Genomic DNA, 18,123 nt, shown 5'->3' with positions numbered 1-18,123 from the left:
TGAACGGGAGGGACGCCATGTGGTACTGGCTCTTCAAGTACGTGTTTTTGGGGCCGGTTCTCTGGGGGCTGGGTAGGCCGACCGTGGAGGGTACGGAGAACATTCCGGCGGAGGGTGGGGCCATTTTGGCGAGTAACCATCAGGCCGTGCTGGATTCGTTCTTCCTGCCGTTGCGTGTGCCGCGGAGGATCACTTTTCTCGCCAAGAGCGAGTACTTCACCGGGACGGGACTCAAGGGCGCTTTCCAGCGCTGGTTCTTCTCGGTGGTCGGCCAGGTGCCGATCGACCGGACGGGCGCCGACGCCGCGCAGGACGCACTGAACGCCGGGTTGCGCGTCCTCTCGCAGGGCAAGCTGCTCGGCATCTACCCGGAGGGCACCCGGTCGCCCGACGGCCGCCTCTACAAGGGCAAGACGGGCCTGGCCCGCATGGCGCTCGAATCCGGTGTGAAGGTCATCCCGGTCGCCATGATCGGAACGGAGAAGGTCAACCCGATCGGCTCCCGGGTCTGGCGTCCTTCGAAGGTCACCATCCGCGTCGGTGAGCCCATCGACTTCTCGCGGTTCGAGGGCATGGGCGGCAACCGTTTCGTGGAGCGGGCCGTCACCGACGAGGTCATGTACAAGCTGATGAAGCTGTCGGGTCAGGAGTACGTCGACATCTACGCGGCGACGCTGAAGAAGAGGGCGCCCGCCGCTGACGCCTCGGTGCCCGATGTGGCGCCGGCGAGCGACGCCACCACCGTCACGCGACTGCCGGACACGCGGGCGAGCTGACCGCCGCGACCTCTCAGCCGACGGGGACGGTGAGATCGTCGGAGGTCTCCGACCGATCGTCCTCGTCGGACTGTGAGGGGCGGGTGCGGAACGCGACGACCGCGACCAGCACCACGGCGAGTCCCCACCACACGTACGACGACGCCAGGAACTGATCCCACAGATTCCAGTGGGTTCCGCTCCAGCGGCCCACCCCGAGTTTCCAGTGCGCGGCGAGCCTCACGACGACGACGCCGGCCACGGCCGTGACCGCCAGGGCGACACTCCGGCGACGGTAGGCGAGGACCCCGAGCACGAGGATCACCGGCACCGACCACACCCAGTGGTGCGACCAGGACACAGGGGAGACGAGCAGTCCGAGAACGGCGTTGAGTCCCAGCGCGAGCGCGGTCTCGCCGGACCGGAGCGCCCGCGCCATCGCGAGAATCACGAGTGCGAGAACCACGACGCTCAGCAGCAGCCAGATCGGGGTGCGCACCGAGTCGCTCAGGCCGAGCCGGGCCAGCACACCGGTGATGCTCTGGTTCGCCGGATACGCCGGGGTGCCGATCCGATCGGAATCGAAGAGCGTGTGCGTCCAGTAGGTGACGGAGTCGTTCCACGTCGCGATCGCGCCCACTGCGCTGAACGCGAGGAAACTGACCCCGGTCACGACGGCGGAGCGGAAGTCCTTGCGCACCAGGAAGTACAGGATGAACACGGCAGGCGTCAGCTTCACCGCAGCCGCGAGGCCGATCAGCACGCCGCGCGGCCACGGCGTCTTCTTCGGCAGGCAGTCCGCGGCGACCAGCAGCATCAGCAGGATGTTGATCTGCCCGTAGTCCAACGTCGACGAGACGGGTTCGAGGGCCATCGACACCGCGAGCGCACCGAGGGCAGTCCACACCAGCGTGGTGCGGGGTGCGATGCCCAGCGAGTCGAGCGTGACGACGAGAACACCGAACAGCGCGATCAGCGACAACACCGTCACGACGGTCCCGGCAGTCGCCAGCGACACCGTCGACAGCGGACTGAAGACGACGGCGGCGAGCGGCGGGTACGTGAACGGGAGGAAGTTCCCCATCTGGGTGGCCGGCATCGACCCGTACAGGGTCGGGCCGTGCAGGAACACCGAACCGCCCAGGCGGTAGACGTCGAGATCCAGCCGGTAGTAGCTGCCGAAGTCCCGCAGGCCGGGCAGTCCGAGCAGGTTGTAGGCGAATCCGATTGCGAGCCCGGCGAGGACGAGGACTCGGACGACGAGACCTCCGACACGGAGATGCAGAGGCACCCGCGGGGGGTCGATCGGGTCCGCGACAGGGGCGGCGGACTGTCGACCGTCGGAGGTTGCGCGCACCGAGGCCTCCTTCACGAGGTAGGGGTGGATCCGGATGACGCCAACGGGTGAGGCATAGTTTGCGGGCGTGCGTTACTTCTACGACTGCGAGTTCATCGAGGATGGTCGCACGATCGACCTGGTGTCGATCGGGGTGGTCGCAGAGGACGGACGTGAATTCTACGCGGTGTCCACCGAGTTCGATCCCGACCGCGCAGGCAAGTGGGTGCGCAGGAACGTGCTGCCGAAGCTGCCGCAGCCGTCGTCGCCCCTCTGGAAGAGCCGCGCCCGCATTCGCGACGACCTCTACGCGTTCCTGATTCCGCGGCCCGGCATCGTCCCCGAACTGTGGGCGTGGGTGGCCGCCTACGACCACGTCGCTCTCTGCCAGTTGTGGGGAGACATGACGGAGCTGCCGCAGTCGCTGCCCCGGTACACCCGGGAACTCCGCCAGTACTGGGAGGAGCACGGCAGCCCGGCGCTCCCACCTGCACCGGGTGACGCGCACGACGCCCTCTCCGACGCCCGGCATAACCTGGCGAAGTTCGAGGCAGTTCAGGCTGCGCGCTCACTCCGGTGACCTGACTCGCCATCGCTCCGGTCGAGCGAATATCCTGTATGGGTGAACTGGACTGTCGACGTGCCGATCGACCGCTTGCCCGAACTCCCGCCGCTGCCCACCGAGATGCGTGAGCGCCTCGATGCAGCGCTGGCCAAGCCCGCTGCACAGCAGCCGCAATGGCCCGAGGGTCAGGCCGCCGCGATGCGGACCGTCCTCGAGAGCGTGCCACCGATCACGGTGGCCAGCGAGGTCGTGGCCCTGCAGGAGAAGCTGGCCCAGGTCGCGCGCGGCGAGGCGTTCCTTCTCCAGGGCGGGGACTGCGCCGAGACGTTCGCCGACAACACCGAGCCGCACATCAAGGGCAACATCCGCACCCTGCTGCAGATGGCCGTGGTCCTGACTTACGGAGCGAGCCTGCCCGTCGTCAAGGTCGCCCGCATCGCCGGCCAGTACGCCAAGCCGCGGTCGTCGAACGTGGACGCCCTGGGCCTGCAGTCGTACCGCGGCGACATGATCAACTCCCTCGTCGCGGACGAGGCCGTGCGCGCCCACGACCCGTCGCGGCTCGTGCGGGCGTACGCGAACGCCAGCGCCGCGATGAACCTGGTCCGCGCGCTCACCGGCGCGGGCATGGCCGACCTGCACAAGGTCCACGACTGGAACCGCGAGTTCGTGGCGTCGTCGCCGGCCGGGGCCCGGTACGAGGCACTCGCCGCGGAGATCGACCGCGGACTGCAGTTCATGAACGCCTGTGGCGTCACCGATCCCAGCCTGCACCACGCGCAGATCTTCGCCAGCCACGAGGCGCTCGTCCTCGACTACGAACGCGCGATGCTGCGCCTCGACAACGACGACGACCACGCCAAGCTGTACGACCTGTCGGCTCACTTCCTGTGGATCGGCGACCGCACTCGTCAGCTCGACGGGGCGCACATCGCGTTCGCCGAACTCGTGTCGAACCCGATCGGCCTGAAGATCGGACCCAGCACCACACCGGAGATGGCGGTCGAATACGTCGAGCGCCTCGACCCCACCAACAAGCCGGGTCGTCTCACCCTGATCTCGCGCATGGGGAACAACAAGGTCCGCGACCTGCTGCCGCCCATCATCGAGAAGGTCCAGGCCACTGGTCACCAGGTGATCTGGCAGTGCGACCCGATGCACGGCAACACGCACGAGGCGTCCACCGGATACAAGACCCGCCACTTCGACCGCATCGTCGACGAGGTCCAGGGATTCTTCGAGGTCCACAACGGTCTCGGCACCTACCCGGGCGGCATCCACGTCGAACTCACCGGTGAGAACGTCACCGAATGCCTCGGCGGCGCGCAGGACATCTCGGACCTCGACCTGTCCGGTCGCTACGAGACGGCGTGCGACCCCCGCCTGAACACCCAGCAGTCGCTGGAACTGGCGTTCCTCGTCGCGGAGATGCTGCGCGGCTGATCGCCCGCATCATTCGAACCCTCACTGCCCTGCACCTGCGGGGTCAGGGCAGTGAGACCAGGGTGACCGTGCTCCCGGGCTTCACCAGATCGCCGCTGCCCGGGTTCTGGCTGATGACGAGAGACCTGTCCGTGTCGGTCACCGAACGCACCTTCACGTCGAGTCCGAGGCGGCTCAATTCGTCGCGTGCGGACCCGACGGTCCGTCCCAGCATGGACGGCAACCGCACCGCATTCGACACACTCAACGTCACGCTGGTACCGGCATTGACGCTGGTGCCTGCCTTGGGGCTGGTCGCGATCGCGTCCCCGGCGGCGACGTTGCGGTCGAAGTCCGTGGTGACGTCCTGCACGACGATGCCCACCGCCTCGAGTGACGCGCGGGCCTCGGCTTCCGACATGCCCTTCACGTCGGGAACGTCTACCGGCGGTGCACCTTTGCTGACGATCAGTTTGACCGTGGAACCGGTCGCGAGCTCGGTACCCGGTGCCGGGTCGAGCGCGGCTACCGCGCCGATCGGGACTTTCGCGCTGAACGCCTGACCGCCGTCGACCGGTGTGAACGTGCGATTCCGCAGTTCCTGCTCGATTCCGGCACGCTCCCCGCCCGCGGGCAGGGGCGGGACGGTCGGCCTCCCCAGGGACACGAGGAGAGCGACCGTGCCGTCGCGGGAGATCCGCGAGCCGCCCGTGGGATCGGTACCCAGCACCGTGTCGAGCGCAGCCGTGTCGGAGTACTGCCCCCGGATCTCCGTCGACAGACCTGCCGCTTCGATCGCCGTCACCGCAGCACCGCGATCGAGACCGTCGGTGGTCGGGACCGCGGTGAAGCGGCCCGAACCCATCCACCAGCCACCGAAACCCACCGCCAGGGCGAGCATCAGGATCACGAGCAGCCACACGATCGTGGTCCGGCGCGACCGTTGCCGTTCGGCGGCGAAGTCGGGGTAGTGATAGCCGTCGTCGGGTTCGTCCTCCACCGCGAACGACGGTTCGTCGATCGGCGGGCGCGGAGTCTGGGTGGTGACGACCCGCGTGTGCTGGACACCGGGCTGCGCCGGCAGCGGGCTGGGCGGCGACAGCGGCGCGGCGGGGGGAAGGTGCACGGTGGGCGGTGCGGCGGGGCCCGGCGGCGCGCTCAGGGGAGGCGCGCTCGCGGCGGCCGCGGCGCTCAGGTGCTGCGCCGAGCGTCGCGGGGCGGGCACCCGATAGGCGGGCAGGTCGAGCGCCGCCGCGATGCCGCGCAGGGCCGAGCCCATCTGCTCGGCGTTGGCGAACCGGTGCGACGGCTCCCGGTGGGTGGCCTCCGCGACGAGTTCGTCGAACTCGGGCGGGACGCCCGCGATGAACGAACCCGGCCGGGGAACGTCCTGGTTGATCCGCTGATAGGCGACGGACAACGACGTGTCCCCGGTGAACGGGGTCCGTCCGGTGAGGAGTTCGAACAGCAGGACACCGGTGGAGTAGACGTCGCTGCGGGTATCCGCGATCCCGGACGTCACCTGCTCCGGCGACAGGTACGCCGCCGTGCCCAGAATCACACTGTTCGACGTGGTGGTCGACGCGGCGGCGGCCCGCACCAGACCGAAGTCGGCGATCTTCACCTCACCGCCGTCGGAGATCAGGATGTTCTCGGGTTTGACGTCGCGGTGCACGAGACCGGCCCGGTGGGCGACGGCGAGCGCGTCGAGAACCGGGCCCGCGACCGCGGCCACCGCGTGCGGCGGCATCGGCCCGCGTTCCCGGAGCAGCTCGCGGAGCGTTCCGCCGTCGACGAGTTCCATCACCAGGAACGCGTGCTCGCGGTCGTGCCCCTGGTCGTAGACCGCGACCAGCGACGGGTGCTTGAGCCGTGCGACCGAGCGGGCCTCGAACTCGAACCGGGTGACGAACGCCGGGTCGGCCGCGAACTGCGGATCCATCACCTTGATGGCCACCGGACGGTCGAGACGCGTGTCGAGCCCCCGGTAGACGGTGGACATGCCGCCACGCGCGATCGTGGCATCCACCCGATAGCGCCGGTCGAGCAGCTCGCCGATCAAACGTTGACCTCCATCGTGCACAGTGTCCGTTCCCCCGTCAGTGCGCGCAGCCCGGCCACGCGCCCCTCAATCGTAGCCAGCGACACCGACCGGTAGCGCCACGCAGGAAGCGACCAGATAACGTTAGGGGAGTGAGTGCCATCCCTTACTGTGACGATGTCCTGGACCCTTCCGTCTCGCTCCTCCAGTTGGTGGACGTCGCGAAGAACCTCGGTGTGGCCGTCACCCGTGTGCAGCAGCTTCTGCGCGATCAGCAGTTGATCGCCGTCCGACGCGACGGCGTCCTCGGTGTTCCCGAACTCTTCTTCGACGAGACCGGCGAGACCGTCAAATGGCTGCCCGGTCTCATCGCCGTGCTGCACGACGGCGGATTCAAGGACGAGGAAATCCTGCTGTGGCTGTTCCGTGAGGACGACAGCCTCCCCGGCGCACCCGTCCAGGCCCTGCACGGAGACCTTGCCCGCGAAGTGATCCGCCGCGCTCAGGCGATGGGATTCTGACCGCCGGTCACCACGCTCGGCCACGGGCCGGCACCGCGAGCCGGGCGAACTGAGGCAGTGCCGTCGCCCACCGGTGTCTCCGGGACACGGTGGCGCGCCGGTCGAGAACCCGGTAACCGCCTCGCTCGATCTCGTCGAGAATGCGGGAATACAGCACGAACGCGGTCCGGATGCCGGGTTGCACCCGTCGGTCCAGCATCGCGATGCCCGGTTCCGCGTCCCGGTACACGGAACGGGTGATCGAGATCAGGTGGGCGAGAGCCCGCACGATCCGCTGGTCCGTCGTGCCGCTGCGACGACTGTGCGCGAGGACTTCGGTGTCGACACCGAACGCGGCCAATTCGTCGGCCGGGAGGTAGACCCGGCCCCGATCCAGGTCCTCGCCGACGTCGCGAAGGAAATTGGTCAGCTGGAACGCCTCACCGAGAGCCGCAGCGTGCGGTTCGGCATCGGCGACGGGCCCGGTGGTTCCGAGGACGGGCAGCATCTGCAACCCGATCACGACGGCCGATCCGTACATGTACGTCCGGAGTTCGGTCATGGTGCCGTACTCGGCCCGATGCTCCGCGGTTCCCGGAACATCCATCCGCATGGACTCCAGGAACGCGAAGAAGTAGTCGTGGGGGATGTCGAAGGATGCCACGGTGTCGAGGAACGCGGGAAGGACCCGTCTCATCTCCGGTGCGCACGCGTCCGGCCCGACCGCGTTCCGGTCGGTGAAGCCGAGTCGCAGTGCCGCATCGATCCGATCGAGTTCGGCGGCGCAGTCGCCCGCCGTCCGACCGGGATCGACGTCCACGATGTCGTCGACCGTGCGGGCGAACCCGTAGAGGGAATGCACGGCGGCCCGGCGGCGCTCGGGAAGCAACCGGGTCGCGAGATGGTAGGTGCGACCGTGCTCCGCCGTCACCGCGCCGCAGAACCGGTAACTGTCGGCCAGCTCGGTCATCGACCGGTCATTCGACGCGGGACGACGTCGCAGCACTTGCGAGGTCGTCGGTGCGCACTTCCTCGACGGGCCGGGGTGCGCGCAGCCGCAGCGGATCGACCGTGCGGAGCGAGACGGCCGCGACGACCGCGGCGAACGTCGCGAGCACGACGTGCGGGAACGTGTAGAGGCCGATCGAGCCGTCGGGCTGGAACACCAGCATCAACCAGGTGGACAACCCGACGAGGATCATCAGGGTCCGCGTCGACAACGCGAAGCCGGCCGCGATGGCGATCGGCCACGAGTAGTACCAGGGCAGTGCCGCGGGCGACAGGATCACGATCGCGACCAGGACGATGAGAATTCCGAGAATCGCGTCACGCTCGGTCTTCCGGTAGCGCCACCAGGCCGCCAGCACGATCGTGACAAGGGCCACCGCGCAGATCGGGCGGGTGATGGCCAGCACCTCACCCAGCCGCAGCTCCGCGAACCACGACGTTCCGACGGTCACGATGTGGGCGAGGATCGTCGGCAGCGACAACCAGTTGATGATCTTGTTCGACCCGGACAGCGCGGTCATCCAGCCGAGCCCGACACCGGCGACGGCGGACGCGGCCGCGAAGATCGCCACGAACACGGCGAATCCCGCGCCCGCGGTCTTCGCGAACGACGCGAGCGGCGACGCGGGTGTGCGCCCTTCCGCCTCGGCCTTCTCCTTCTCGTGGAGCATCCAGATCCACACCATGAAGGGCAGCGCGGCGCCTGCCGTCGCCTTGATCGCGACCGCGACCGCGACGAGGGCGATCCCGGCGAGATGGCGACGTTCGAGGACGAGTGCGATGCCGGCGATCATCAGGCCGACCATCAGCAGTTCGTTGTGGACACCGCCGATGAGGTGGACGAGGACCAGAGGATTGAGCACGGCGAGCCACAGGGCGATCGCCGGATTGCCGCCGAGGTGCCGCGCGAGGTGCGGGACTCCCCACACCATGAGCGCGAGTCCGGGCAGCATCGTCACGCGCAGGAGCATCGTCCCGGCGATCACGTTGTCGCCGGTCAGCCCGGTGATCCCCTGACTGAGGAGCAGGAACAGCGGACCGTACGGCGCGGTGGTGGTGGTCCACACGTTGCTGACGTTGTCGAGGAGCACGCCCGGGTTGACCACCGGCCCGACGGCGTAGGGGTCGAACCCGTCACGCAGGAGCGCACCCTGCGCCAGATAGGAGTAGGCGTCCCGGCTGAACATCGGCACGGCCAGCAGCAGCGGCGCCGTCCACACCGGCACCACCATCCGCAACTGCCGGAGGGTGACGTCGCCGCCGAGCGTCGCCCGGCCCAGCCGCACCCAGGCCGTGATCATCGCGACGACACCCACCCACACGATGACGGTCGACAGGATCTGACCGTGACCGAACCGGAGCCACGACAGGTGCATCGCCTCCAGGAGCGGATCCTCGCGGCGGACGCTGCCCGCACCGAAACCACCGAACGTCATCATCACGGCGCCCGCGAAACCGAGGATGGCGGCGTGCCCCTCCGGGCTGCGGAGGAAGTCGGCCGTGGTCTGGGGCCACGACCGCTGCGGCGTGGTCGTCGCAGCGGCGACGGTCGCCTGCCGGGCAGAGGACGTCATGAGTGCAGATTCCTCCCCCGAGGTGAGTTCGGTTGCGGTCGGTGCGCTCGTCGTCGTGCGCATCGCATGGTCGAGGAACCAGTTTAATTGCTGCCGGCACCAGTTCCCGCCACGCCTCGCCCTATCCTCCCGCACTTGATGCTTCCGGGTGTCTTTCCGCACTTCGTGCTGCGGTGGGTCTTTCCGCACTTCGTGCTGCGGTGGGTCTTTCCGCACTTCGTGCTGAGGTGGGCCCGGTGATGCGCGCGGCCGCGAGCTTCCCCGACAGCAGGACGGTCGGAACTCCGACGCCCGGGACGGTGCCGGAACCGGCGAGCACGACGTTGTCCAGCCCCCTGACCAGGTTGGGGCGCCGGAACGGTCCGGTCTGCCGGAACACGTGCGCTGCTGCGAACGGACTGCCCGCCGCCATGCCCTTGCCGAGCCAGGTCAGGGGGGTGTCGACGTGGTCGATCGTGAAATGCTCCGCGATCCCGGTGTACCCGCGCGTCTCGAGTTCGCGCAGCAGTTCGTTCACGTACGGGCCGGTCAGCGACGACCACTCCAGCGGTGCGCTGTGCAGGTTCGGGCAGGGCGCCAGCACCGACAGCGGTTCCGAGGGAGTGCCCGCGCGATCCACGGCGAGGCCCGGATCCGACAGGGCGGGCCGGGTGATCAGCAGCGACGGGTCCGTCATGAGCCGTCCGCGCCCCGCGCGAGCGGTGATCTCCGCGAACGTCCGCTTCCACGCGTGACCGAAGTCGATGGTGTGGTGCCGTTGGGCGGCCCACTGCGACGCGACCGCGGTGGGGACGGTCCCGTGCAGGACCACGGCGGACGGCGACACCCGCACCCGGCGGGGCGTCCGGCGTGTCACCGGGCGGAGCAGTGTGTCGACGACGGCGGTGTCCGGGGTGAGCACCAGCGCGTCGCAGTCGATGCGGTCACCCGCCGCCGTGACGACGGCGCCGACGCGGTCGCCGCTTCGCTCGAGTGCCGCGACCTCGGTGTCGAACCGGATCTCACCGCCCGCGGTGGTGAGGGCGTCGGCGAGGGCGAGCGCGATCGAGCGCATCCCGCCGCGGGGGAAGTAGACGCCGAGCGAGGTGTCCATGTGGGCGATCGCGCCGTACACCGCGAGTGCGTCGGCGGGAGCGACCCCGGCGTACAGGGCCTGGAACGTGAAGATCCGGCGGAGTCTCGGATCGGTGATCGTGCGGTCGACCCGGGCGCCGAGCCTGCCGAACCCGCCCAGGGCGGTGAGCGTCAGCAGATCCCGCGCGGCCGCGGGGGACGAGACGAGATCGAGCGGCGAGTCGAAGTTCGCGTCCATGAAGCGGTGGTACTCGGCGTCGAAGATCCGGCCGAGCCAGCGCCGCAGCCGCAGGTACCTGGCCGATTCCTCCGGCCCGCACACCCGGCTGACCTCGGCGACCATCGCATCGGGATCGGAGTGCACGTCCAGCGAGGAACCGTCGGCGAACCGCGCGTGATACGCCGGCGCCAGCCGCTCGAGGACGAGCGCCGGCCGGGTGGACTCGAAATCCGAGCCGACGGCGGCCAGGGCCTCGCCGACCAGTTCGGGCATCGTGAGGACGGTGGCACCGTTGTCGATGTCGTAGCCGGGACCACGGTAGGTGCCCACCCGGCCGCCCGGTGACGACTCTCGTTCGAGGACGGTGACGCGCCGGCCCGATCCGGCGAGGTACAGAGCGGCCGAGAGACCGGCGAGGCCGGCACCGACGACCACGACGTGATCGGTGCGGCCGGGAACCGTCCGGAGCGCGCGGGCCATCCCGGACCCTCAGTAGTCGCGGCGCGTCGCGGCGACGGCCATCTCGGTGAGCTGCTGCTTCGCCTCGGTGGTGGCGGTGCTCGCCGCCAGCGTCGACAGCGCGTTCCCGACGAGGTCCTCGATCTGCTTCTCCACGTCCGCGACCGCGCCGAGCGAGGTGATCGTGGTCCGGAGGGTGTCCACGTCCGAATCGGACAGATCGGTGCCGATGCCCTCGCGGAGGAGTTCGGCCGCCGCGGGGTCTTCGGCGTCGGCGCGCTGCAGCGACATCGCGAACAGGACGGTGCGCTTGCCCGCCCGCAGGTCGTCGCCCGAGGGCTTGCCCGTCACGGCCGGATCGCCGAACACGCCGAGCAGGTCGTCGCGGAGCTGGAAGGCGATACCGATGTCGGTGCCGAATCGGCGATACGCCGAGACCAGGGTCTCGTCGGCGCCTGCGAGCGCCGCACCGAGGTGCAGGGGCCGCTCGATGGTGTATGCCGCCGTCTTGTACCGATTCACCTTCATGGCGGCGTCGATCGACTCGTCCGCCCGGGCCTCGTTGCTGATGTCGAGGAACTGCCCGCCGAGCACCTCGGTGCGCATCGCGGACCAGACGGGGGAGATGCGGGCCGACGCGTCCGCGGTGATGCCCGATTCGCGGATCATGTCGTCGGCCCAGGCCAGCGCGAGATCGCCGAGGAGGATCGCGACGCCCTCGCCGAAGTGAGCGGAATCACCGCTCCACGCGCCCGCACGATGCTGTTCCGCGAACTCGACGTGGACGGTGGGGAACCCGCGGCGCGTCGTGGACGCGTCGATGATGTCGTCGTGGACCAGTGCGCAGGCCTGAACCAGTTCCAGCGCGGAGCAGGCGCGGAGCACGGATCCGGCCTCGGGGCCGCGAGCGTCGCCGCCCGCCCCGAGCCAGCCGGTCCACGCGAAGGCCGGACGGACTCGCTTGCCTCCGCGCAGGACGAAGTCTTCGAGGGTGGTCACGGCCTCGCGGTAACCACCGCCCACGGAGTCGACGAGGTCCTGCCGGCTGGTGAAGAAGTCGCGAAGCGCATTTTCGACCTCGGCCGCGAGTGCGGCGGGGCGCGTTCCAACGGACAGTGTTGCCTCCAGGATCGAATTCTCGCGTGCGCGCCGAGACCGGCGACAGGCGTCGACACCACCATAGTGGGCGCCCTCCCGGGTGGCCGGATACCCGGATCCCGCCGCTCGTGCAGACGCAGTGGGTGCATTGCCCCGGGCACTACCTATGCTGGACGGGTGACATTCGATTCCGTCAGGGGGCGGGCCAGCGAAGGTTGGGTGACCCGCACTCCGTCCATCGTCGACCGGATCCGGTCGTCCAGCGACGGCCGGGTCCCCTTTTCCGTCGAGTTCTCGCCGCCGCGTGACGAGGCCGCCGAGGCTCGTCTGTGGCGTGCCGTCCGGGAGTTCGAGCGGCTGGGTCCGGCCTTCGTGTCCATGACCTACGGTGCGGGCGGCTCGACGCGGGACCGCACGGTCCGCGTCACCGGCCAGCTCGCCGAGGAGACCACCCTCCTGCCGGTCGCGCACCTCACGGCCGTGTCCCACAGTGTCGACGAACTGCGGTCGATGGTCGGCGCCTACGCCGACCGCGGAATCAGCAACATCCTGGTCCTGCGCGGCGACCCGCCCGGCGACCCGCTGGGCGAGTGGGAGAAGCATCCGGACGGCGTCGAGTACGCCGAGGACCTCGTCCGGCTCGTCCGCGACCTCGGCGACTTTCACGTCGGCGTCGCGTCGTTCCCCGAAGGCCACTACCGCGCGCCCGATCTCGCGCACGACACCCGGTTCCTGGTGTCGAAGCTGCGCGCCGGCGCCGAGTACTCGATCACCCAGATGTTCTTCGACGTCGACGACTACCTGCGGCTGCGCGACCGGGTGTCGGCGTACGACCCCGAACAGGGTGCGAAGCCGATCATCCCCGAGATCATGCCGATCACGTCGCTGCGGTCGGTCCGCCGCGTGCTCGAACTGTCGGGGTCGCGTCTCCCGGCGCACCTCGAGAAGCGTCTGGCCACGGCCGCGGGGGACGGTCCCGAGGAGAACCGTGCCGCCGTGCGCGAGATCGGCATCGACGTCGCCACCGAGATGAGCGAACGTCTCATCGCGGAGGGTGCGCCCGGTCTGCACTTCATCACCCTCAACTTCGCGCGCGCCACGAGCGAGGTGCTGGCCCGGCTCGGCGACAAGGTCGGTTCGGGTGTCGCGGATCCCGCCCCGGTCACCCCGGCGCGGGTCAGCTGAGCGTCCGCCCCTTCCATCGGGTGCGCCCGCGGCGATGATTGCGGTGTGACGACACCGTCAGGGCCGTCACCGCGGCGACGGACAGCGGGTGCGCGACCGCGCCGGCCACGTCGGCGGCGGTGAGGCGGCCACCCCGTTCGAGTGCCCGGGCGCACAGCCGGGACGCCGTGGCGGCGAGATACCCCACCGCACCCCACCCGCGCACGCGTCCCCGTCCGGCAGCGAACGCGATCGGCGGCGCGAGGTACGCCACACTTGCCGCACCGAGGACCGCGACGGCACCGAGGCGGGAGCCGAATGCCGTCCACAGCCAGCGGTCGTAACCGCGGCGCAGCGCGTCGGCGTCCTCGTACATCCGGCACGACGCCGACCGGCCGGCCACGACGAGTGTGGTCGCATGCCCCCGCGTCCGGAGCAGGCGAGCGATATCGAGGTCCTCGGTCACGCTGTCCGCGACGGCCCGGTGACCCCCGCCCCTGCGGTACGCGGCGGAATCGAAGACCATGAACTGACCGCAGGCCACGGCCGTCGACGGGCGTCGTGATCGGTTGGCCACGCGGATCGGCAGTGTCGCCGCCCACGACCACGCGAGCAGCGGCTGCACCAGGACCTCGGTCCCCGATCCCGCCTGCTGGAACGGCCACGGGCAGACCAGCGCTGCTTCGGACTCGCGCAGCGCGGCGCAGGCGGCATTCAGCGCGTCCGGACGCAACCGCACGTCGGCGTCGAGGAACACGAGTATCCCGCCGTCACCGCGGCCCTGCGCGAACGCGTGCTCACTCACCCGATGGCACGCCGCGGGTTTGCCCACCCAGCCCGGCGGCGGTTCCGCGGTTCCCCGCACCACGGAGAAGCGGGGGTCCGCGCCGCTCGCGGCTTCCGCGGCCTCGGCCGTCCGGTCCGTGGAGGCGTCGTCGTAGACGAACACCCGCAGGTCGTCGACGCCTCGCTGCTCTCGCAGGTCGCCGATCAGGTCCGGCAACCGGTCACGCTCGTCCCGGGCCGGGATACAGACCGTGACGGGTTCGGTGACCGGGCGGTCCGCTGTGGGGAGCCGCGGGGCGCGGCGCAGGTTGGCGACGGCCGTGGCGAGACCGAGAACCGAGATCAGGGAGCCGATCCGGACGACCCGCTCGATCGGCGGAGCGGTCACACCTCCGAGTGGTCCCGTGCCCGACCGCTGCCGATCACCGGATCCTTGTTGCGGGCCATCCAGGCCAGCGCACCGACGATCACGGCGACGCCCAGCGTCACGCCGGCCATGATGCCCGCCCAGCCCGCGAAGCTGCGGGTGCTGGGGTCCGAATACCGCACCTCGGCGCGGATCGTCGAGGTGTCGCCGGCGGGAAGTTTCCACGACACGATGGAGTCACCCTCCCGGGTGCCGTTGGTGGTGGCGACGCGCGCCGGGAAGGCGATCGTGAACTGCACGTCCGTGCCCTGGGCGGGTACCGAACCGAGATCGGCCTTCCCGTCGAGGGTCACGAGGTCGCCGGTCCGCTTCAGCGAGATCTGGAAACTTCCGTTGGCCTGCTCCGACATGGTGCCGAGCTGTTGCACGTCGCCGAAGGTGAGGTCGCTGAAGAACGCCTGGCTGCCGACGTACCCGTCCTTCTTGTACTCCTGGACGCGCACCTTGCCCGACAGCGAGTCGGGCGGAGTGAGTTGCGGGCCCTTGTCCTGATCGTTCGCCGGCACGGCGGCCGCGACGATCTGGCCGGAGACCCGGTCGTCGGCGGACACCCCCATCGACACCTGAACCCGCAGGCATCCCGCGAGGAGGGGCACGAGGAGGAGGCCGAGGGCCGCGAGGGACAAGGCCCTCCGCGAGCGGGTGGAGGTCGGAACTGAGGGCGGCTGCACAGTCGTATCGTGCCAGGGGAGTGGATCGGTGTCAGGCGTGAGGGTGCGTGTCGTGGGTCCGGGGTCGCCGGGCGCGCGGCCGAAGCAGCGATACGAGCAGGGGAACTCCCAGGATTCCCATCGCCAACCACCCGTAGATCGCCGAATACCGCAACTCGGGGGCGCCGAGGAACACCGAGTGCGCCAGCGCCGAACCGAGCCACGTCCACAGGAACAACCCGATCGGGACACCGTCAGGGTGCCGGGTCCCGGCGTCCAGGCGATGGTCGATGCGGTCCACGGCGACGGCCATCACGGCCGCGACGACGAACCACCCGGCGTAGTTGGTCAGCGGAATGTGTTCGATACCGGGCAGGCCGGCGTCGGTGACACACCAGTGCCACTGCCCGTCCGCGACCATCTGCGGGTCGAGGTACAGGTCCCAGCCGACGACACCGATCGTCGTCAGCGCGATGCGCGTCAGCCGTCGGTGCGGGCCGCGCGCGAGCACGGACGCCACGCACCACACCGGATAGAACCCGGCCGTCCAGGCGAACGGCACCACGAGAGGCACCCCGGCGAGTGCGGGCCCGAGCCGGTCGACGCTGTAGTCGTAGCAGCCGTAGGGGAAGCCGGTGGCCGTGCCGACGACCTCGGAGCACAGACCGAGCCCCGCAGTCACGAGCACCAGTCCCACCGTCCAGCGGGCACCCCGGGTCGCGGCCGCGTGCGCGACGGACGCCGCGGCGAGCAGCGCGACGACGAGCACGGTGACGACGTCGCGGGTCCCGCCGTGCACCAGCGGGTAGACGATCTGCGCCGCGATCGCCGTGCCCGCGAGCAGCAGGGGCAGGCGGGAGGTCATCGCCGGCGCCGCAGGCGTCCCAGGCCCCACCTGTCGTCGTGGAGCGCGATGCGTGCGGCGCTGCGGCCACTCGCGCCGGACACCCCGCCACCCGGATGGGTCGAGGCGCCGGTGAGGTACAGGCGGTCGGCCCCCGGCACCCGGTGTCCGGACAGTTCGGGGAGGGGACGCCACATCATCATCTGGTCCAGCGACATCTCCACGTGCATGACGTTGCCGCCGAGCAACCCCATCTCGTCTTCGAGGTCCTGCGGCGACTGCACGTGCCGGTCGAGGACGGATTCACCGAAACCGGGTGCCAGAGCGTCGATCTCCGCGACGATCCGATCGGCCTCCGGCCCGGCGAGATCGCTCCAGCGCCGGCCGCTGGTCAGCCGGTACGGCTGCCACTGCGACCACAGCGTCACCTGGTGCCTGCCTTCGGGTGCGATGGTGGGGTCGAGGCCGCTGAAGCTCATTCCCAGCACCGCGGGCCGCGGCGGGAGTTCCCCGGCGAGTGCCGCGCCGTGCGCGAGCCGCAGGTGTGCGCGATCCGAGACGAGCAACTGGAGCCCGTGGGTGACCGAGGCGTCGGGCGCGCTCGGATAGGCGGGGAGGGCGTCGGTGGCCAGCCGCACGACCATCCCGATCCCCGGGCCGACGCGGATCCGGCGACGCCACCGGTCGAGGGTCTGCGCGTCGTACCCACCCCGCTCGAGCAGGCCGAGGGTGGTCAGCACGTGACAGCCCGCGACCACCGCACGCGAGCGGATCTCCCGCCCGGACGCCGTCCGCGTCGTCCAGGAGTCGCCGTCGCGGCTCAGCGAGACCACCGAGTCGCCGAGCGAGACGGTCCCGGAGTCGGCGCGCAGCTTCGCGGCGAGAGCCGCGGTCAGGGCTCCGCTGCCGCCGACGGCCCGGCCGGGCGGAATGGTGTGCATCAGGGCGGCGAATCCGACCATCGGCGCCGTCCCCGGCTCCGACATCGGCGGACCGGACTGGGCGCCGAACCACGCGAGGGCGGCCTTGAGGCGCTCGTCGTCGAAGTACTCGTCGAGCAGCGCGTCGCCGGAACCGAGGAACTGCCGGGAGAGGTCGCTGCCGCCGCCGCCCGTGTCGAGCCCCCAGAACGACGAGAGCAGCGCGGGCCCGGTCGGCGGATTCGAGAACGCGCGCATGACGCGTGCGCTGCGCGGACCCCACACCGCGACGAACCGTCGGTACGCGTCGGCGTCCGCGGCGCCACAGGACTCCTCGATGGACCGGCACGTCGCGTCCAGGCTGCGGCGGAACACGATCCCCGGCCGATCCGAACCCGCGGGGGCGGGGGCGAACGCCCACGGATCGCAGTCGAGGTACCGCAGGCCGTGCGCGCCGAGGTCGAGTTCCTCGACGATTCCCGTGTGACGGACCATGATGTGCGCGGACGACCCACGGTCGACCTTGTACCCGGGGAAGCGTTCCACCGTGGACACCGCGCCACCGATGACGGTGTCGCGTTCGATCACCTCGACCGACCATCCGGACCGCGCGAGGTAACACGCCGACACGAGGGCGTTGTGTCCCGATCCCACCACCACCGCGTCGATCACAGGGGAAGCCCGCGTCCCAGAACGGCGAACGGCCGGTTGTCCCCGGCGAATCGGAAGTGGCGCAGGACATCTCTGAAGCCGAGGCGGCGATACAGCCGCCACGCGCGGTTGTCCTCGTCCGCCACCTCCGGGGTGGAGAGCAGCACCCCGCGTTCGGGCCTGCGGTCGAGGAGGCGGAGGAGCAGGGTCTCGCCGAGCCGATGTCCCTGGGCGTCCGGGTGGACGTGGAGTTCGGTGAGTTCGAAGTAGTTGCCGAGGATCACGTCGATCTGGTCCCGGGTCCACCCGGTGTGGCGCAGACCGGAACGGACCTGCTGGTGCCACCACTGTTCGGGCGCCCCGCGGTAGCCGTAGGCGACGGCGACGAGACGGGCGGCCGCGTTGTCGGCGGATCCGTCGCCGGCCGGGACGAGCGCGCCGACGCCACGCCACCCCGAGCGCTGCAGGTGCTCGTTCCACATCGGCGCCCGGTGGTATTCGGTGCCGTGGGGATAGCCCATGGCGGCGACGTAGATCGACAGCGCCTCGTGCAGGCGGTCGCGGAACTCGGTGGCCGTGAGTTCGACCACGAGTGGAGTCTGGTCAGCGTTCGTGTCGACCGGTCTCAC

The 18,123-nt window shown here is 70.1% G+C and carries 16 protein-coding genes; 5 read left to right on the top strand and 11 right to left on the bottom strand.

Annotation, left to right across the window (positions count from 1 at the left end):
- Positions 1-17 precede the first annotated feature (17 nt).
- A complete protein-coding gene (locus CJ177_RS37210; protein WP_025432883.1) occupies positions 18-776 on the top strand; it encodes a 1-acyl-sn-glycerol-3-phosphate acyltransferase in 759 nt (252 codons plus the stop codon).
- Between the two features lie 13 nt (positions 777-789).
- Here CJ177_RS37210 and CJ177_RS37205 read toward each other — a convergent pair whose 3' ends face one another.
- Positions 790-2,112, bottom strand: coding sequence for a glycosyltransferase 87 family protein (locus CJ177_RS37205; RefSeq protein ID WP_095870228.1), 1,323 nt, complete (start codon positions 2,110-2,112; stop codon positions 790-792).
- A gap of 67 nt (positions 2,113-2,179) precedes the next feature.
- On the opposite strand from CJ177_RS37205, the gene CJ177_RS37200 reads away from it, so the two are divergent.
- On the top strand, positions 2,180-2,671 hold the full coding sequence (locus tag CJ177_RS37200) for a polyadenylate-specific 3'-exoribonuclease AS (protein WP_005247670.1): 492 nt from the start codon (positions 2,180-2,182) through the stop codon (positions 2,669-2,671).
- A gap of 42 nt (positions 2,672-2,713) precedes the next feature.
- Positions 2,714-4,099: a class II 3-deoxy-7-phosphoheptulonate synthase gene (locus CJ177_RS37195; RefSeq protein WP_005247669.1), complete on the top strand. Its 1,386-nt coding sequence runs from the start codon at positions 2,714-2,716 to the stop codon at positions 4,097-4,099.
- A gap of 43 nt (positions 4,100-4,142) precedes the next feature.
- Here the strand turns inward: CJ177_RS37195 and pknB are convergent, their stop codons facing one another.
- The gene (gene pknB, locus CJ177_RS37190) at positions 4,143-6,161 is read right to left on the bottom strand and encodes a Stk1 family PASTA domain-containing Ser/Thr kinase (protein WP_257014875.1); all 2,019 of its coding nucleotides are present in this window, start codon (positions 6,159-6,161) and stop codon (positions 4,143-4,145) included.
- Between the two features lie 110 nt (positions 6,162-6,271).
- Between pknB and CJ177_RS37185 the strand changes: the two genes are divergently transcribed.
- On the top strand, positions 6,272-6,640 hold the full coding sequence (locus CJ177_RS37185; protein ID WP_005247663.1) for an Rv2175c family DNA-binding protein: 369 nt from the start codon (positions 6,272-6,274) through the stop codon (positions 6,638-6,640).
- Positions 6,641-6,647: 7 nt separating this feature from the next.
- On the opposite strand, the gene CJ177_RS37180 is transcribed toward CJ177_RS37185, so the two are convergent.
- The 4 genes from CJ177_RS37180 to CJ177_RS37165 form a co-directional block, all read right to left on the bottom strand.
- Positions 6,648-7,589 (bottom strand): phytoene/squalene synthase family protein, encoded by a 942-nt coding sequence (locus tag CJ177_RS37180; RefSeq protein ID WP_095870141.1) that lies wholly within the window; start codon positions 7,587-7,589, stop codon positions 6,648-6,650.
- A 7-nt stretch (positions 7,590-7,596) separates the two neighbouring features.
- Entirely contained in the window at positions 7,597-9,201 is a 1,605-nt protein-coding gene (locus CJ177_RS37175; protein ID WP_095870227.1) for an alpha-(1->6)-mannopyranosyltransferase A, read from the bottom strand.
- Between the two features lie 121 nt (positions 9,202-9,322).
- A complete protein-coding gene (crtI, locus tag CJ177_RS37170) occupies positions 9,323-10,975 on the bottom strand; it encodes a phytoene desaturase family protein (protein WP_095870140.1) in 1,653 nt (550 codons plus the stop codon).
- 9 nt (positions 10,976-10,984) lie between these two features.
- Positions 10,985-12,082 carry a polyprenyl synthetase family protein gene (locus CJ177_RS37165; protein ID WP_179443394.1) on the bottom strand — a complete coding sequence of 366 codons (1,098 nt, stop codon included), beginning with the start codon at positions 12,080-12,082 and terminating at the stop codon, positions 10,985-10,987.
- Positions 12,083-12,271: 189 nt separating this feature from the next.
- Between CJ177_RS37165 and metF the strand changes: the two genes are divergently transcribed.
- Positions 12,272-13,237, top strand: a complete 966-nt coding sequence (gene metF / locus CJ177_RS37160; RefSeq protein ID WP_005247654.1) for a methylenetetrahydrofolate reductase [NAD(P)H] — start codon at positions 12,272-12,274, stop codon at positions 13,235-13,237.
- Here the strand turns inward: metF and CJ177_RS37155 are convergent.
- From CJ177_RS37155 to CJ177_RS37135, 5 genes are read right to left on the bottom strand one after another with little or no spacing between them, the layout of a single operon-like run.
- On the bottom strand, positions 13,230-14,390 hold the full coding sequence (locus CJ177_RS37155; protein WP_095870139.1) for a glycosyltransferase family 2 protein: 1,161 nt from the start codon (positions 14,388-14,390) through the stop codon (positions 13,230-13,232). The two genes, metF and CJ177_RS37155, sit on opposite strands and share 8 nt — an antisense overlap.
- Positions 14,387-15,100 (bottom strand): hypothetical protein, encoded by a 714-nt coding sequence (locus CJ177_RS37150; protein ID WP_005247649.1) that lies wholly within the window; start codon positions 15,098-15,100, stop codon positions 14,387-14,389. Before CJ177_RS37150 ends, CJ177_RS37155 begins: the two co-directional genes overlap by 4 nt.
- A 31-nt stretch (positions 15,101-15,131) precedes the next feature.
- On the bottom strand, positions 15,132-15,944 hold the full coding sequence (locus tag CJ177_RS37145; RefSeq protein ID WP_025432880.1) for a carotenoid biosynthesis protein: 813 nt from the start codon (positions 15,942-15,944) through the stop codon (positions 15,132-15,134).
- Positions 15,941-17,515, bottom strand: coding sequence for an NAD(P)/FAD-dependent oxidoreductase (locus tag CJ177_RS37140; protein WP_095870138.1), 1,575 nt, complete (start codon positions 17,513-17,515; stop codon positions 15,941-15,943). Before CJ177_RS37140 ends, CJ177_RS37145 begins: the two co-directional genes overlap by 4 nt.
- Positions 17,512-18,123 (bottom strand): N-acetyltransferase, encoded by a 612-nt coding sequence (locus CJ177_RS37135; RefSeq protein ID WP_095870137.1) that lies wholly within the window; start codon positions 18,121-18,123, stop codon positions 17,512-17,514. The genes CJ177_RS37140 and CJ177_RS37135 overlap by 4 nt, the downstream gene beginning before the upstream one ends.

Origin of the sequence: Rhodococcus sp. ACPA1 (genome assembly GCF_002300195.1) — a bacterium.
GTDB lineage: Bacteria > Actinomycetota > Actinomycetes > Mycobacteriales > Mycobacteriaceae > Rhodococcus_F > Rhodococcus_F opacus.
This window is presented reverse-complemented; position numbering and strand designations above follow the sequence as displayed.

Coding starts and splice junctions, on each gene's coding strand:
- CJ177_RS37175 (WP_095870227.1), bottom strand. CDS start 9,201: ATGACGTCCTCTGCCCGGCAGGCGACCGTCGCCGCTGCGACGACCACG.
- CJ177_RS37145 (WP_025432880.1), bottom strand. CDS start 15,944: ATGACCTCCCGCCTGCCCCTGCTGCTCGCGGGCACGGCGATCGCGGCG.
- CJ177_RS37180 (WP_095870141.1), bottom strand. CDS start 7,589: ATGACCGAGCTGGCCGACAGTTACCGGTTCTGCGGCGCGGTGACGGCG.
- CJ177_RS37210 (WP_025432883.1), top strand. CDS start 18: ATGTGGTACTGGCTCTTCAAGTACGTGTTTTTGGGGCCGGTTCTCTGG.
- crtI (WP_095870140.1), bottom strand. CDS start 10,975: ATGGCCCGCGCGCTCCGGACGGTTCCCGGCCGCACCGATCACGTCGTG.